The organism is Blautia sp. HA9023, assembly GCF_056504095.1.
This window is the reverse complement of the sequence record NZ_JBWLUR010000002.1, coordinates 18723-35210: the sequence shown is the minus strand read 5'-3', so window position 1 is coordinate 35210 and position 16488 is coordinate 18723. Positions and strand designations below refer to the sequence as shown.

Below are 16488 nucleotides of genomic sequence, written 5' to 3'. Positions count from 1 at the left end.
TATAATCCAAGTGAGAAAGCAAAACCGATTGGAAGAACAGGAGCAGAGCAATATGAATATTGGAACGCAGATACTAAAAATACGAAAAGAAAAGGGACTGACCCAGGAGGAATTTGGAAAAATATTTCATGTTACCAGACAGACTGTGTCTAATTGGGAAAATGAAAAGAGCTATCCGGATCTGCAGATTCTCATAGACATCAGCAACCGTTTTGATATTTCTCTCGATGTCTTAATAAAGGAAGATGTCAAAATGGTAAAAACCATGGATAAAGAAAGAGTGCTTGGATCATTGAAACGGGAAAAGTCTGTTATTGACTTTTTTACAGGTGCAGGAACTGGAATTGTAATTTCCTGCCTGTTTTCAGCTGATACAATGGTCAGAACGGTTACCATTGTATTAGGCGTGGTCATGATCGGAATTGGCTGGTACCGGGAAGCAAAATATGACAAAAGATTGTTCAGATATATGAATAATGAAGAACGGTGAGGTGGAGAGCATGAAAATCTGGCGTGAACTGTTAGGCTATGTGAAATTGATTGTAATAGTAGTGGCAATTACTCTGGTTATCAATAATGTTGTTTTGATTAACGCAAAAATCCCTTCACCCTCCATGGAAAAAACACTTATGGTGAAAGACCGCCTTTTCGGCTTTCGGCTTGCGTATGGAATTAATCTTAATCTGTTCGGTTATGAAATTTCTGAAAAGTTCAAGGACCCGGAGCGATTTGATATTGTAATATTCAAATACCCAGATGATGAAAGCCGTCTTTTTATCAAAAGAGTGATCGGACTGCCGGGAGAGGTAGTGGAAATTAAGGATGGGAAAGTTTACATTGATGGTTCACCCACTCCATTGGATGACTCTTTCATTCCGGAGAAAATGATCGGAAGTTATGGTCCATATACAGTTCCGGAAAACAGTTATTTCATGCTTGGTGACAACCGGAATGATTCGAAGGATTCACGTTCATGGAAAAACAAATTCGTGCGATTTGACCAGCTTGTGGGGAAAGCTATTGTAAGATACTATCCATCTTTCAAGTGGTTAGGATAATAAGAAACGCGAATATCAGTGGCTTATTAAGCACTGGAATATTCGCGTTTTTTATTTGATATCACTAAGATTATATATTTTCAAATATATGTAATCAGTTGGCCACATGATCAAGTTCTTTACAATACGCATTGGGAGGATTGCAAGGAAGTCTTTTCCGTAGAGCATGTCCAGCCGTAAGGTATTTAACAGAATATATAGCAAGAATTCTCCTTCCTCTACAGGTAGGAGATGAATTGCAAAATAAAAAAACATTTGTTCTACAATGCAAATCGTGGTATAATGAATGATTTTCTATAGTTTTTCTATACTTCAAAATACGTGAAAGTATAGTATCTATGCGGATAATCAAAAATTAGATATAAAATATAAAATTTTTGATAAATCTTATTGATATATTGACAAATAACGTAAAATAATCTATTATATAGACAACCGATATATAGAACGTCGATATATAACTTATTCTAAGAAGGGGGTGGGCCAGATGGCTATTGAAAGAGCGCTGGTTTCAGGAAGTATGGCAATGCTTGTAATGAAACTTTTGTCTGAAAAGGATATGTATGGATATGAGATGATCGACACACTGAGGCAAAAATCTCAGAATGTATTTGAGCTGAAGGCAGGAACTCTTTATCCATTGCTGCACAGCCTGGAAGAGAAAGGACTCCTGACAGTATATGAACAGGATGTAGCTGGAAAGACCAGAAAGTATTATAGCCTTACCAGACAGGGAAGAGGATTCCTGGAAAAGAAAATAGAGGAATGGAAAGAGTATTCTGCAGCAGTGACCAATGTGCTTATACTGGAGGTGTGAGTTATGGATGAATATCTGAAATTATTGCTGGAACAGATTCGCTGCACAAAAGCCAGACCATACATAAAACAGGAACTGCAGGATCATATGGAGGATCAGATTGCGGAAAACATGAAGGCAGGCATGGATCATGAACAGGCAGAGAAGGAAGCCGTCAGAGACATGGGGGATCCTGTGGAAACAGGAATCTCCCTTGACAGTATCCACAGACCTCAGGCTGCATGGAAACTTTTGGGAATGATTATATTTATCAGCATTGCAGGTGTTCTGATACATGCAGGGATTTCCGGAAAAGCCAGTGAGAATGCGGCAGCCGGTTCTGACAGATATGTGTTTCATGTTATGATCGGGCTGGCTGTCATGATGATTTTGTATCTGCTGGACTATACCGTACTGGCAAAATTTTCAAAAATAATTGCAGCTGTTTTATTGTCCGTCTGTTTGCTGGTTATATTGGAAGGAGGCCAGGTAAACGGAGCAAGGATTTTTATATCACTGCCAGGAGGCAGAAGAGGCATGGATGTACAAAAACTGATGCTGTTTTATGTCCCCATATATGGAGCAATTTTATATAAATATCATGGGTGGGGATATAAGGGACTGATAAGAGCAATCTTATGGCTGATTGCTCCAGTAATATTAGTTTACAGCCTGCCGGCACTCAGGACAGCTTGTGTGATGCTGGTAACTATGCTGACTATGTTGACGATCGCAATCAAAAAGGACTGGTTTACTGTCAGAAAGAAAAGAACTATCTGTGGAATCTGGGCTGTGTTTTTGACCGCGCCCATAGCAGCTTTCCTGGGTATGTACCTGAGAAACAGGCTGGCGGAATATCAAATTGCGCGCATACAGGCGATGTTTTCCAGTGGTAGCGAAACAGACTATCTCACAAAAATGTTGCATTCACTTTGGAGACAGAATAAGCTGATCGGGAAAAGCAAATCAGATGTAACGGGAATCCTGCCAGCATTTAACGCGGATTATATTCTGACCTATCTGTCATCTGTATATGGAATAATTGCAGCTATACTTTTGTGCTGTGTTCTTGCGGTTCTGATTTTTGCAATCTTTAACACTGCGTTGCGACAGAAAAATCAGCTGGGTATGATGATGGGATGCGGGTGCGGAATTGTATTTCTCATCAGTTTTTTGATAAATGTCCTTGAGAATCTTGGCGTATTTCCGCAATCAATAACATTTCTTCCGTTTTTTTCAGCCGGAGGAAGCTGTATTATAATTTCTTATGGACTCATGGGGATCGTGCTGAGTACTTACAGGTATAAGAATATTTATCCGCGACATCCTGAAACAGGCTTTATGTCCATTAATTCTAAGGTAAAAAAGTATCGTAATATTTAAAACCAATCAAAAACGCTGAGAATTGCTCCCAGCGTTTTTGGTTGGTTTTATTTTGGACAGTTTTCTGCATTCAGCACCAGCTGCTTGCGGAACTGTGAAGGGGACATGCCACACTGTTTTCGGAAAAATCGGCTGAAATATAATGGATTTTCGTACCCGACCAGGTTGGCTATTTCTGTGATATTATAATTGGTCGTTTCCAGAAGCATTTTTGCATTGGTAAGCCTCAGAGACTGCACGTATTGAGCAGATGTAGTATTGGCATACTGACGGAAGTTCTGGATGAACCAGCTGATACTCATATTGTGGGAAACAGCATAGTCCTCAATACTTATAGGTTTATTATAATGCATCCGAAAGTACTGTGCAGCCTGTTCCATATCGTTCATGTTCTGAAGGTTCTTTTTACGTGGCTTTTGCAGTGCTATTCTATGGAGGCTGATCAGGAGAATCATGAAATAATTTATCAGCATCTCCTCGTAATCAATTCGCTGCAGATTCAGTTCCTCGATCATAGACATAAATAGATTTTTGTACTCAATGGAGATACCGGTATAAATAATGCGGGTATCGTCGGCAATCCCATATCTTCTTAGAAAGTTCTTTACATTATTTCCAGTAAAGTGAACCCAGTAAACTTCGGTCTGATCCGCTCCATAATAATAGCGTTGTTCCTCACGTGGACGGTAGAGTACCATATTGCCGGCTTCTACAACAGTAGGTTTTCCATCAAAATAAAATGTGCCCGTCCGGATGCGATGTAAAGAAGCTGATAATCAAGCCGGTCTTTCGGGCGGTGGGTAGGAAGCTTTTCTACGGTGTATAGATGATAAGTACCGCAGCTTCCAATAAACAGGGGATGTTTTTTATCCATAAAATCAACCCTGGATTTGTGATAGTATGCTGATAATGTATACAAGTAATGTCCTCTTTGTCATATTGCACAAAACACAACAATATGAATTGTGCAATTTTACGATTCTACAAAATATTGTTAAAAAATAGTTGGCTATTATGTAAAAGTATAACATTTTGTGCATGTTTTGGCGAATGTTGTTTATGTATTTTTTTATAATAAAAAAGTATAATGATAGTACGACAAAAGCAAAATATCTGGGATTTGCTTTTTATTATCAATTTCAGGAAAAGAAATATAGGATGAAAGTTCCGAAAAAGTCATTGGATAAAGTAATGAAGAAAGTCAGGAAACTTACGAGCCGCAAGTGGAGCGTGAGTAATTCATACAAAGCGAAAAAGATAGCAGAGGTAGTAAGAGGATGGATTAATTACTTTAAAATTGGCTCAATTCTTACAGTAAGCCGAAAACTTGATACAGTAATCAGGTATAGATTCAGGATGTGCATATGGAAACACTGGAAAAATCCAAAAACCAGATATAAAAATTTGGTAAAACTGGGTATTAGTAAAAAGAATGCAAGGTGTGCGGCGGGATTTCATGGATATGCCCGAGTGTGCCGTACAAAAACTGTTTGTTATGCGATGTCAAATGCACGTTTGAAGAAATTTGGTTTACTCTCAGCCGAGGAATATCTTTGTAAAGCGAGATGTCAAGTTAACTGAACCGCCGGATGCGGAACCGTATGTCCGGTGGTGTGAGAGGTCGGCGGCAAAAGCCGTCTCCTACTCGATCAAACCAGCTCCGTTATACCAGGGAGGAAAATATCTCCTGTGTGGGAGGCGGCATTTATCCCAATATGCTGTGTGCACACCCACCGTTCCAGATCAATGGGAACTTTGGCTTTGCAGCTGCGGTTGCAGAGATGCTTATCCAGAGCAGGAAAGGGCATATCCTGTTACTTCCGGCACTTCCGGATGAATGGAAAGACGGAAATGTCCGAGGAATGAAGGTACAGGGTGACATCACAGTTGATTTCGAATGGAGAGATGGCAGGATACACAGGGTTCGCCTCTGCTCTTCCCGTGAGCAGAAAGTAACGCTGGAATGTAATGGAATTTCAAAAACAATATTTTTAAGACCTGATGTGACAGAGGATATGATTTTTGGTTGATCTGTCCCGAGGGCCTGGAAATCATAGACAGTGGTAAGTAATGGGGTACAATAAAATATAGCCAATCGATTTTGCCAGAAACTATTGATATTTCTTAGGGTATCGCATATAATATAGTTAAACCAAAAGGTTTCGTGTAGCGGCACGTAAAAGCTGTACTGTGCCCGGGCAGGGTAATTACTGGGACTATTTGATACTCGGAAGGGTATTACGCCCACACCAGGGAGATACGGTGAGTCCGCGCCGGGGACTTAATGATACCGGCGACATTTTAGACGTTCGGAAGGATGTCGCGGCTGACAGCCAGCATAAAACCGCTTTTTATGATTATGGGCACTGGATAACAAAAAGTTGTCCGGTGCTGTTTTTATATTATAGTGATGATTGGGAAAAGATAGATTGGAAAACAACAGGATAGAGAGAAAATCGTACAGGAGATTAAAATAGCTGCCGATCTGTATAGGAAGCATTTAGTAGGTAAAAGATTTCTATATGTATTTGAAGGCAGATATATTGAGGTGCTTTATAAAGCTGCCAATTTCAGGCACTTAACAGGTGTGGCCACAAACCTTTCCGCAAAAAAGTTTTATAGTTATGCAGCAAAAAAACTGCTTCAGGCTTCGCAGATATTTTTTACACCGCAGCACCCTTTTTCATTGTGTAAGCGTAAAATTAAGCATATCGGCCAGATTGCAATGCTGGCTGGCTCAGAAGGCTTTATGTTGGAAGAGATTGTTACAGATACGAGAACTTATAAGTTTGGCACAACAGATCTTAATTTTACTCTATGCTTAAATAAAGAGTATGATGATCAGGGACAGCAAAAAGGCGATTGCTTTGTAGTAGAATCACTGCGAGATGAAGATTGTTTTTCTAAAAGTACAACAGCATATACAGTAACTCATATTTTCTCAGCACCGAATGATGCGAAAAAATATACAACTTTACTGTTTATGGATGAAAATGCAATGATAGACAGTCTTCCGGATGAAATTAAAAACATGCTGGATCAAACTTTATTACATAAATAAAAATGGAGAGTCTTAGTTGGCGATTCAATTAATCTATCCTGAGGGTATGAGAATTATTGACAGCCGTATCATGTAAAACGCACATGGTACGGCTGTTTTTATACCCTAATAGGACCTGATGATCACAAAATTTGAACGATTTCGGGGGTGTTTTTATCTGGGATAATTTTTTTAAAAATATTTGCAACCTTTTTAGGGATTCGCACGTCTAATAAGTAGAAGCACATAAATGAAGCTTCTATAGTATACTACGGATGACTAGTCTGAGATAGGAGAGCCGGAACTACAATGAATGAGGTTTTGATACGAAAAGCGAAGAAAGGCGACAAAGATGCTTTCTGCCGACTTATGGATGAGAATGTACAGAGTATGTATAAGATTGCGGCAGCATATCTGAAAAATGATGAAGATGTTGCGGATGCAATACAGGATACGATTCTTTCCTGTTATGAAAATCTGAAAAGTCTGAAACAGAACAGATATTTTAAAACTTGGATGATTCGAATCTTGATCAACAAGTGTAAGGACATGATACAGAAGAAAAAGCTGGTTACTTATACGGATCAGATGCCGGAAACACCTTTTCACGAAGAAGAATATGCGGCGATGGAATGGGCACAAGTATTAGAAACATTGGATAGCAAATATCGTTTGGTTGTTCTTTTGTACTATATGGAAGGATTTAGTGTCCGGGAGATCAGTGACGCTCTGGATATGAAGGAAAGCACTGTGAAATCTCGTCTTCATCGTGGTAGAAAACAGATTGCAGAGAAGTATGGATATAAGGTTAAGGAGGGACGTGTTTAATGATGACTTTAAATAATAATGAGAAAGACTTCCAGGAAAAACTTCAAAAGGATACAGAAATGCCGGCAATCGTGCATGAACGTATCAATCAGGCATATCGATTGATTGAAAATAATGCTGTGTTACAGAAAAAAGCACCAAAGGATCCATATCACTGGATGAAAATTGGAGGCAGGGTAGCAGGAGGTATGGCAGCGGTATTGGCAGTCGGATTTATATTCTGTGCAACCAATCCAGTAATGGCAAAGAATATCCCAGTTGTAGGAGGGCTTTTTGAAATCTTGCAGGATAATGTAAGTTTCTTTGGTGATTTTTCGGATTATGCAACAACCTTGGAATCCGTTGATGGAACAACGGCAGATGGCAGTGAAGCAGATGGGGACAAGACAGGTAATGCCACTAGTGAGAATGCTTACATTAAAACAGCAGATGGGCTGACAATTACATGTTCTGAGGTATATGCCAACAGCCAGGCAGTCTATATAACTATGCAGTTTAAGAGTGATAAGCCATTTCCAGAAACGTCAACCAGGGCGGAAAGTGGAACACCGGTCATTGATCTGGATATGACTGGAGATGTGGACTTTGATTCAGAAGCTAGTCGGGTGATCGACGGTCATGTGGAAGGACAGTTTCTGGATGACAACACCTATGCATGCATTTTCCGTTATGATCTTGCTCAGGCGGCAAAAGACTATACGGAATATAATGAGAAATACAATGAAATGACACAGCAGGTAATGGATGAGATGGGAATAACTCAGGCGGACTTAGATGATCAGACGGATGAAGGTTATGCACTGCTGGAAGAGTTTATCAATAAAGTATCTGAGCGTGGTGGAGCATATCAGAAATATATTAAAGATATTGAGATTCCGGATACTTTTAATCTGCATCTGGATATCACGAAGGTAAGAGGGCTGGAAGCAGACTATGAGTGGTCAGAAGCGGATGATGAAAACTATGGAAGGGATGCCGGCTACTACAAATATGAAGGTGACTGGAGTTTCGATATCCCGGTTACAGTAGATGATTCCCGGACAGAAGTATTGGAACTGAATGATACAAACGATGCTGGTATCGGACTCAAATCCGTAATTCGTTCTCCGTATGAACTGACGGTAAATGAACTTTATAAGGAAGGATCCAACAGTGACTGCTTCATGGTAGCTCTTGATGCCAATGGGAACACACTTCCATATAATGAGTCTACTGGAAACTGTAATAACTTCGCAATTCAGGACAGGGATATTTCGACAGTAGATATTTATTTCCTGGATTATATCCAGTATATGGATGAACTGAAGGGGCAGCAGAATTTTGATAATCCTACGAAAGAAGACGGACAGAAATGGAAAAAACTTCTGGAGGAAAATGCAAAGTACCATAAGACATTACATTTTGACAGTGACAATGCAAAAAGCTAATTGATTCAAAGAAAGATAAATAAGACATGAGACCAAAAGAAGTGATAGGGCAATCAATGAGAACCACAAAATCGGCAAGACCAGGTTCAGTTGTGTATGTGCCGATGGATAAATCGGAATTCAGATCCATTATATTTTCAGAAAAGAAGAAAAATAAAATTAAGAAAATTGTAATATTGATGATATTGATGCTTTTTGTTATAGGCTGTTGTATGTATGCAGGTATATCTTATTATTACTCATATCACTTCTTTTATGGGACGACCATCAATGGGATTGACAGTTCAAATAAGACAGCATATGAGGTTGAGCAGGAGATTGCTGGGAAAAAGGATAACTATACTATTCAGGTAAGGGCAAGAATGCAGGACCCGCAGGCCATTACAGGAAAAGATATTGATTATAAATACGTATCCAGCGGTGCGGTTCTCCAGCTGCTGAAAACTCAGAAATCATGGGAATGGATCGGCAGTCTTTTTGAAACAAAAAACTATATGGTTCAAGAAGAGACTTTTTTCAGCCGGGAGAAACTGGAAGAACAGGTAAATTCATTAAATTGTGCGAAAAAAGAGAATCAGATAGCACCGGAAAATGCGTATGTAAGTTTTGTTAACTCAGAATTCACTATTGTGCCAGAAACGGAAGGCAATGAATTAAATACCAAAGAAGCTTATCAGATGATATGCAGGGCAATCGATAACGATGCGGCAGAGGTAGATCTGGAAAGTGATCCAAAGGCTTATAAGAAAGCAGATGTGACGAAAGAAAGTTCAGAGCTTCAGAATATGGTAAATACATATAAGAACCTGACAAAAGTAAATATCACATATACATTTGGAGATGAAACGGTAACACTCGATGGGAATACCATCAAAAACTGGCTGCAGTTTGACGAGAAAGGGCAGCTGCTCCAGAATGATGAAGCCTTCCGGCAGCATGTAGTGGATTATGTGGCACAGCTTGCAGCAGATCATGATACAGTTGGCACTGAAAGACAATTCCAGACCACGAGCGGAAGGACGGTGTATGTATATGGCTCAGCCTATGGATGGAAGATTGATCAGGACAAGGAAGTAGCACAGCTCATGCAGGAAATTCAGTCAGGAACCCAGACAACCAGGGAACCGGTATATTCTATGAGGGCAAATGCACACGGAATCAATGATCTTGGAGATACATATATAGAGGTAGATCTTACAGAACAGTATATGTGGTATTATCAGAATGGAAATATTATTTTCCAATCAGAAATCGTATCCGGACTGCCAAGCGATCCGGATAGAAAAACACCCCCTGGAATATTCACACTGAATTCAAAGAGCAGTCCGTCCGTGCTGCGAGGTGAAATGACAGCAAATGGAACCTATTCTTATGAACAGCCGGTAACGTACTGGATGCCATTCAATGGAGGAATTGGCTTTCATGATGCAGACTGGCAGCCGTACTTTGGTGGTGACAGATATCTTACAGGTGGTTCTCATGGATGCATCAATCTTCCACCAGAAAATGCCGGACAGCTTTATAGTCTTATTCAGTATGATGTCCCGATAATCTGTTTTTACTAATTCTATATTCAAGATGTACAGGACAGGAGCTAAGTTGTAATGCAGCTGGCTCCTGTTTTTCATTGTCAACAGTATCAGCCTGACGCATGATCACCATTTCGGTAATCCAGAACAAAGCAGACTTGATGTGGAAGTGGAAGAGCGATTGGTAAAAGCTAGCAATCTCTTCCTTTCACAAAGAGTGAAGAAGAGAAGGCACATTAATGGGATTGACGTATCAATACTGGAACCATATAATGGGTACAAAGAAAAATTTATTTATGGAAATAAACACATTGACAGAGCATGCAAAAGTGCTGTGATTAAAGTTTAAAAAGAATCCTTATGAATATCATAAGTAATGCTGTCAAATACAATAAAGAAAAAGGAGTAATACTGCTTAGCTATTATGAAACACAGGTGGATGACAGGCATATACTGTTTGAGTTTCACTGCAAGGATACCGGAGTTGGAATGAGTAAAGAATTTCAGAACCATATTTTTGAGCCATTTACTCAGGAAACAGGCGGTGCAAGATCTGTTTATGGAGGAACAGGTCTTGGTATGCCAATTACAAAAAAACTAATAGAGAAAATGGGCGGTACGATTAAATTTGAAAGCGAGAAAAATGTAGGAACCACATTCATGGTACAGCTCCCATTCCTTATTTCTGCTGATATGAAGCAGGCAGAAAGCCAGGATGATGATGTATCAATTGAAGGCATGAAAATCCTTTTGGCCGAAGACAATGAATTGAATATGGAAATTGCGGAATTTCTTTTGACAAATGCAGGAGCAGAAATTATAAAGGCTTCAAACGGCAAGGAAGCTGTTGAAGCATTTGCAAAATCAGGTGTTGGTGAGATCAATGTAATTCTGATGGATATTATGATGCCAGTTATGGATGGCCTGGAAGCTACCAGAGAAATACGTACAATGAACAGAAGTGATGCATCTGCTGTTGTGATTATAGCTAGAGGGGGCATATCAATTGGACAATGATATGCTCCCCCTGCCGATGTTTGTTAACTGATGCATTTTGTTTATATATTCCCTTATTTTGTACATGGACTCTTTTATATGGAAGGTGTATAGTGAATGAAAACTATATGATAAAGATTATGGAGGCATAAGATCATGGCTAACTTGATAAATTTTGTTACGCTGTTGAATGGAAAATTTGATAATAAGGATCAATTTGAGAAAATAAGTAAGACAAATCCACAGTATCCATATGCAAAGCACATCAATACAATATGTAATTCAAAAATCGCAAATCTCCCAAATGGTTTCGAAGGCGTATTTATGATTGAAGAAAGTTATTATTCTGTACAGGGGACTACCCGCTCTTCTTCACATTTGTTTCTTTTTATGGAAGAAAGCAATTCAATAAAGCTTATTTCTTATGAGATACCGGAAGGATATGATAAAAAGAATTTTACTTACAAAATCTTCAAAGGTGCCGACTATGATCAGCTAAAGTGTTCTGCAAAATTTACTCCTGCATTTTTCAGAAAATCAGGTGATACATGGGAAGGCGGAAGTGTAAGTATGTTTTCACCCGTATTGAAATTTTCTCTGCATGAAAAGTTCACTGAAAATCAATTGGAAGTATCAGAGTCCATGGAAGTAAATGGGAAAAGAACTTTTGGTTATGATGAGCCGATTATTTACAAACGAATAAAATAGAACATTGACAGGGGATGCTCTGCTAAAAAGATTGATTTATTAAGAAGAGCAGAATTCCTAAAGAAAGAGCAGAATTCCTAAAGAAAGAGGAATACGTATGAACATTGTTTTTTCATCTGATAAGAAAGAATATAATACTATTAAAAAAGGTACTGAAATACTGCTGGCTGAAAATGACGGTTTCAACCAAAACATAGAATTGTCTGTTGAATTTCAGGACAGACCAGAAATATTGATAAATAAAAGAAAAAACCAGATTCGTATCATCTGTCGGGAAATATCTCATTATTATCGCGCACTTAATTATGCCATACATCATATGAAAGAGGATGAATTTCAATATCAAGAGCATGTCTGTTTTGAAAGAAACGGTCTTATGCTGGATTGTTCCAGAAATGCTGTATTTACAGTTGAAAAGGTGAAATTCCTGATCAAGACACTGGCAAAACTTGGAATGAATGTACTCATGCTTTATACAGAAGATACCTATGAAGTAGAGGGGCAGCCTTATTTTGGGGCTTATCGCGGAAAATACACCAAGGACGAAATAAAAGAACTGGATGCTTACGCTTCCATGTTTGGGGTAGAGCTTGTTCCGTGTATTCAGACCCTGGCTCATCTGCACAATGCGCTGAAGTGGCCGGGAATGGATAAGATTCGTGATTCTGCGGACATTCTCCAGCCTGAAAAAGAGGAAACTTATCAGTTTATTGAAAAACTGCTCAGCTCAGTAAAAGAGAATTTTTCTACCAACAGGGTACATCTTGGAATGGATGAGGCTGTCATGCTGGGACTTGGAAATTATCTAAAAGAAAATGGATATAAAAAAGGGTCACTGATAATCAGGGAACATTGTAACAGGGTCGTAGATATTTGCAGAAAATTAGAATTAAAGCCTATGATATGGAGTGACATGTACATTACAGCAAATTCTGCAGGCGGATACTATGATCTGCCCGAAAACACGGACTGCTCCAAATGGGAAAAACCGAAAAAAGATTTAGGATTAGTATATTGGGACTATTATCATGCTGATACCAGAACCTATGAAAAAATGCTGGATATCCATGCGCAGCTTTCGGATAACGTTATTTTTGCAGGAGGATCTTGGATTTGGAACGGAATTTCCCCCAATTATTCTAAGACCTATGCGTGTACCAAAGCAGCTCTTTCTACTTGTAAAAAATACAATATAAAAGAGGTGCTCTGTACAGCATGGATGGATAATGGTGCAGAAACCCCGGTGGATGCTTTGCTTCCGGGACTTGTACTTTTTGCACACCTTGATTTTCACAGAGACTATGACGAAACAATCCTTAAGCAGGAGTTCAGGAACTGCACAGGCGGGGAATTTGATGATTTTATGGCACTTGACAATTTTGATTCCTTATTCTTAAATACGAAAGAGAATAAAGAGGCTCAAAATCCTTCAAAATATCTGTTATACCAGGATCCAATGTTAGGCATTTTTGATTATCATGTGAAAGAATCAGGTGTCAATACAAAATCTTACTACCAAAACATACAGAAATGTATGAATGAATGTGCAAAAAAAACAGGAAAATATCAGCTTTTATTTTCGTTTTATGAAAAACTGGCGGCGGTATTAGCTGATAAAGCCGATTTGGGCATGTGTATAAAATCAGCATATGACAGATCGGACAGAGCAGCGTTGAAAGATATCAGTCAGAATGTTATTCCTGGAATCATCTGCAATCTGACAGATATGAAATCATCAAGAGAAAAAATCTGGATGAACGATGCAAAGCCATTTGGTTATGAGATTCTGGATATAAAAATTGGTGGCGTAATTACAAGACTTAAAAGTACAGGATACCGGATTGACAATTATCTGAATGGAAATGTGCTTCGTCTGGAAGAGCTGGAAGAGGAAAGACTTCCCTATTTTACCAAAGGAATGGACAAGCGGGAGAACTTATGGAATCGCATCATCAGTGGATGTGATTTGAATGATACGATCTGGTAAAGGTAAATGAAAGGAATCCGGCTACGTATGGAAACCAAAACTATTCTCACAGAATGGTTTTGGTTTCCTTTTTTGCTGTTACAAATCAGTTACAACTGCATTATAGAATTTAATGTATAATTAACCTGTGAAAAGATATTTATAAAAACATGTTGATTATTCCGGGACTCTCAGAGCCACCTGTCCGGACTTTGAGAGCCACCATTCCGGAGAATGGGAGCCATATATTCCGGTAATTCAGAGCCACCTTATTGGACTCTATTACATATATTTCCTTTATACTGTAAATACACACCTTTGGTGTGAATACAGATAAAGGAGGTCGTAAATTATGACCAAGTATCGTGAAATCCTACGCTTGAAAAGCTTAGGATTCAGTGAGAGGAACATCGCACAAAGTTGCGGTGTATCCAGAAACACAGTCGCCAAGGTTTTGAAAAAAGCAGCGGAAATCAATCTTTCATGGCCGCTGGATTTTGACATGACCGACAGTGCGCTAGAGGAGCTGATGTTTCCTAAAGATAAGTCGGCAACGAATAAACGTATGCCAAACTTTGACTACATCCGCAAAGAACTTCTGCGGAGCGGCGTAAACAAAAAACTTCTCTGGGTAGAATACTGTGAGGAGTGCCGCATGAGCAGCGAAGAGCCTCTAATGTATTCTCAGTTCTGCTACTACATCCAGAAGGATGAAGAAAAACGCAGGGCTACCATGCATATCCCTAGAAAACCAGGTGAACAGATTGAAGTTGACTGGGCCGGTGACCCTGCTCACATCATTGATCCGGACACCGGAGAAATCACAAATGCATGGATATTTGTAGGTGTATTAACTTACAGTCAGTATGCTTTTGTAAAAGCATATATGAATGAGAAAACCGACAACTGGATCAAAGCTCATGTCCAGATGTTTGATTTCTTTGGCGGTGTCACACCTATGCTCGTTTCTGATAACTGCACAACCGCAGTGAATCATAAAAAGAGTGACTGGTACAACACTGCCTTAAACACAACTTATCATGAGATGGCAGAACATTACAATCTTGCCATCCTTCCGGCCAGAGTCCGGAAACCCAAAGATAAACCGAATGTAGAGGGATCGGTAGGAAAGATATCCACATGGATAACAGCAGCCCTTCGCAATGAACAGTTTTTCTCTCTTGCAGAATTGAATGCTTCAATCCGTGAAAAACTGGATGCCTACAACGCCCGTAAATTCCAGAAAAAGGAATGTAGCAGACTCAGTTTATTTCTTGGGGAAGAAATGCCATTACTGGCTCCGTTGCCTGCTACACCTTTTGAACTGGCTGAGTGGAAACAAGCCACCGTCCAGTTTAACTATCACATCGCAGTAGACAGAATGTTCTACTCCGTGCCTTATCAGTATATCAAAAATAAGGTTGATGTGCGTATAACAGATACAACGGTTGAAATATTTTATAATCACAATCGTATTGCCTCTCACAGACGACTCTATGGACGAAGCGGTCAGTATTCTACAGTGACAGAACATATGCCGCAGGAACACCAGAAATATCTGGAATGGAACGGTGACCGATTCCGTAAGTGGGCTGATTCGATTGGAATTAACACAAGTAAGGTTGTCGATGCAATACTTACCTCCGGCAGGATTGAACAGCAATCCTACAGAAGCTGCATGGGATTACTGAAACTGGCAGAAAAATATTCGCCAGAAAAACTGGAACAGGTCTGCGCTAAGGCGCTCTCTTATTCCGGTAAACCCAGCTATAAAAGTATCAAAAATCTATTGGCTGCAACAAAGGATGCACCTGATACCGAATCAGAATCATTTCAAGCAGTAAAACCACATGGCATAACCAGAGGAGCCAGATACTATGGAGGTAAAAAATCATGACAAATCAAAGTACAATCGATAAACTTATTGAAATGCGTCTGACTGCTATGGCAGATGCATTCCGCATCCAGATGGATGATCCTGCAATGAAGGAAGTTCCATTCGAAGATCGGTTCGGCATGCTTGTTGATGTCGAATACAGCAACCGCAAAAACAATCGTCTGAAAAGGCTGATCCGCCAGGCTGAGTTTGAACAGCCAGATGCCAGCATCGCAGCGATTGATTACCATTCTGGACGAAAGCTGAACAAAGCACTGATCAACCGTCTGGCAACCTGTGAATACATTACAGAATACCGAAACATCTTTATTACTGGAGCAACCGGAAGTGGTAAAACTTATATGGCCTGTGCCTTTGGCATGGAAGCATGCAAGCACTATTACTCAGTACGGTATGTACGGCTTCCTGATCTATTATTGGACTTACAGGCTGCCAGGGACAATGGAACTTTCTCAACTGTCCTGAAGAAATACACCAAGCCAATAGTACTGATCATTGATGAGTGGCTGCTTCTTAAACTGACAGAAGCTGAAGCCAGGAATCTTTTTGAACTGATACATAAACGACGAAAAAAATCTTCAACGATCTTTTGTTCTCAGTTCCGTGAAAGTGAATGGTACCAGCAAATCTGTGATGGTGAAAGTACTCTTGCCGATGCCATCATGGATCGTATATCGTATGATTCCTATAAGATCGATATTGAAAGTGTTGACCCATCTAAAGACCTCTCTATGAGAGAAGTATATGGACTGGATCCAGCAATGGCAAAGTAACTTAATAAACAAAATGGGGTGGCTCCGTTAGTCCGGACAGGTGGCTCTCGCCACACCGGACTGGCGGCTCTGCCGCACCGTAATATT

At 39.6% G+C, this 16488-nt stretch carries 16 protein-coding genes and 1 pseudogene; 16 read left to right on the top strand and 1 reads right to left on the bottom strand.

Annotation, left to right across the window (positions count from 1 at the left end; translation table 11 throughout):
• The first annotated feature begins 52 nt into the window (after positions 1-52).
• The 4 genes from AC04Q6_RS01620 to AC04Q6_RS01605 all read left to right on the top strand — a co-directional run bounded on the left by AC04Q6_RS01620 (position 53) and on the right by AC04Q6_RS01605 (position 3237).
• Positions 53-490: a helix-turn-helix transcriptional regulator gene (locus tag AC04Q6_RS01620; RefSeq protein ID WP_070100277.1), complete on the top strand. Its 438-nt coding sequence runs from the start codon at positions 53-55 to the stop codon at positions 488-490.
• Positions 491-500: 10 nt separating this feature from the next.
• Positions 501-1058: a signal peptidase I gene (gene lepB / locus AC04Q6_RS01615; RefSeq protein ID WP_055066335.1), complete on the top strand. Its 558-nt coding sequence runs from the start codon at positions 501-503 to the stop codon at positions 1056-1058.
• 487 nt (positions 1059-1545) lie between these two features.
• A complete protein-coding gene (locus AC04Q6_RS01610; protein ID WP_055066334.1) occupies positions 1546-1875 on the top strand; it encodes a PadR family transcriptional regulator in 330 nt (109 codons plus the stop codon).
• A 3-nt stretch (positions 1876-1878) separates the two neighbouring features.
• Entirely contained in the window at positions 1879-3237 is a 1359-nt protein-coding gene (locus AC04Q6_RS01605; protein ID WP_118071922.1) for an FtsW/RodA/SpoVE family cell cycle protein, read from the top strand.
• Positions 3238-3284: 47 nt separating this feature from the next.
• Here AC04Q6_RS01605 and AC04Q6_RS01600 read toward each other — a convergent pair.
• Positions 3285-4156: pseudogene (locus AC04Q6_RS01600) on the bottom strand (helix-turn-helix domain-containing protein).
• 119 nt (positions 4157-4275) lie between these two features.
• On the opposite strand from AC04Q6_RS01600, the gene AC04Q6_RS01595 reads away from it, so the two are divergent.
• The 12 genes from AC04Q6_RS01595 (at position 4276) to istB (ending at position 16401) form a co-directional block, all read left to right on the top strand.
• A complete protein-coding gene (locus AC04Q6_RS01595) occupies positions 4276-4818 on the top strand; it encodes a group II intron maturase-specific domain-containing protein (protein WP_431833597.1) in 543 nt (180 codons plus the stop codon).
• A 110-nt stretch (positions 4819-4928) separates the two neighbouring features.
• On the top strand, positions 4929-5267 hold the full coding sequence (locus tag AC04Q6_RS01590) for a glycoside hydrolase family 95-like protein (RefSeq protein WP_476389491.1): 339 nt from the start codon (positions 4929-4931) through the stop codon (positions 5265-5267).
• 398 nt (positions 5268-5665) lie between these two features.
• Positions 5666-6298 (top strand): PBECR4 domain-containing protein, encoded by a 633-nt coding sequence (locus AC04Q6_RS01585; RefSeq protein ID WP_118071925.1) that lies wholly within the window; start codon positions 5666-5668, stop codon positions 6296-6298.
• 288 nt (positions 6299-6586) lie between these two features.
• Positions 6587-7105 carry an RNA polymerase sigma factor gene (locus AC04Q6_RS01580; RefSeq protein WP_118071926.1) on the top strand — a complete coding sequence of 173 codons (519 nt, stop codon included), beginning with the start codon at positions 6587-6589 and terminating at the stop codon, positions 7103-7105.
• Entirely contained in the window at positions 7105-8532 is a 1428-nt protein-coding gene (locus AC04Q6_RS01575; protein WP_118071927.1) for a DUF4179 domain-containing protein, read from the top strand. The genes AC04Q6_RS01580 and AC04Q6_RS01575 overlap by 1 nt, the downstream gene beginning before the upstream one ends.
• Before the next feature lie 212 nt (positions 8533-8744).
• Complete coding sequence (locus AC04Q6_RS01570; RefSeq protein ID WP_226844725.1) at positions 8745-10097, top strand: L,D-transpeptidase family protein; 1353 nt, start codon at positions 8745-8747, stop codon at positions 10095-10097.
• Positions 10098-10224: 127 nt separating this feature from the next.
• The gene (locus AC04Q6_RS01565) at positions 10225-10410 is read left to right on the top strand and encodes a hypothetical protein (protein ID WP_005423080.1); all 186 of its coding nucleotides are present in this window, start codon (positions 10225-10227) and stop codon (positions 10408-10410) included.
• An 11-nt stretch (positions 10411-10421) separates the two neighbouring features.
• Positions 10422-11078 (top strand): ATP-binding protein, encoded by a 657-nt coding sequence (locus AC04Q6_RS01560; protein ID WP_242997146.1) that lies wholly within the window; start codon positions 10422-10424, stop codon positions 11076-11078.
• 135 nt (positions 11079-11213) lie between these two features.
• Positions 11214-11765: a hypothetical protein gene (locus AC04Q6_RS01555; RefSeq protein WP_118071929.1), complete on the top strand. Its 552-nt coding sequence runs from the start codon at positions 11214-11216 to the stop codon at positions 11763-11765.
• 97 nt (positions 11766-11862) lie between these two features.
• Complete coding sequence (locus AC04Q6_RS01550) at positions 11863-13752, top strand: beta-N-acetylhexosaminidase (protein WP_118071930.1); 1890 nt, start codon at positions 11863-11865, stop codon at positions 13750-13752.
• 331 nt (positions 13753-14083) lie between these two features.
• Entirely contained in the window at positions 14084-15628 is a 1545-nt protein-coding gene (gene istA / locus AC04Q6_RS01545; RefSeq protein WP_476389460.1) for an IS21 family transposase, read from the top strand.
• Complete coding sequence (gene istB, locus AC04Q6_RS01540) at positions 15625-16401, top strand: IS21-like element helper ATPase IstB (protein WP_055057938.1); 777 nt, start codon at positions 15625-15627, stop codon at positions 16399-16401. Before istA ends, istB begins: the two co-directional genes overlap by 4 nt.
• Positions 16402-16488 lie beyond the last annotated feature (87 nt).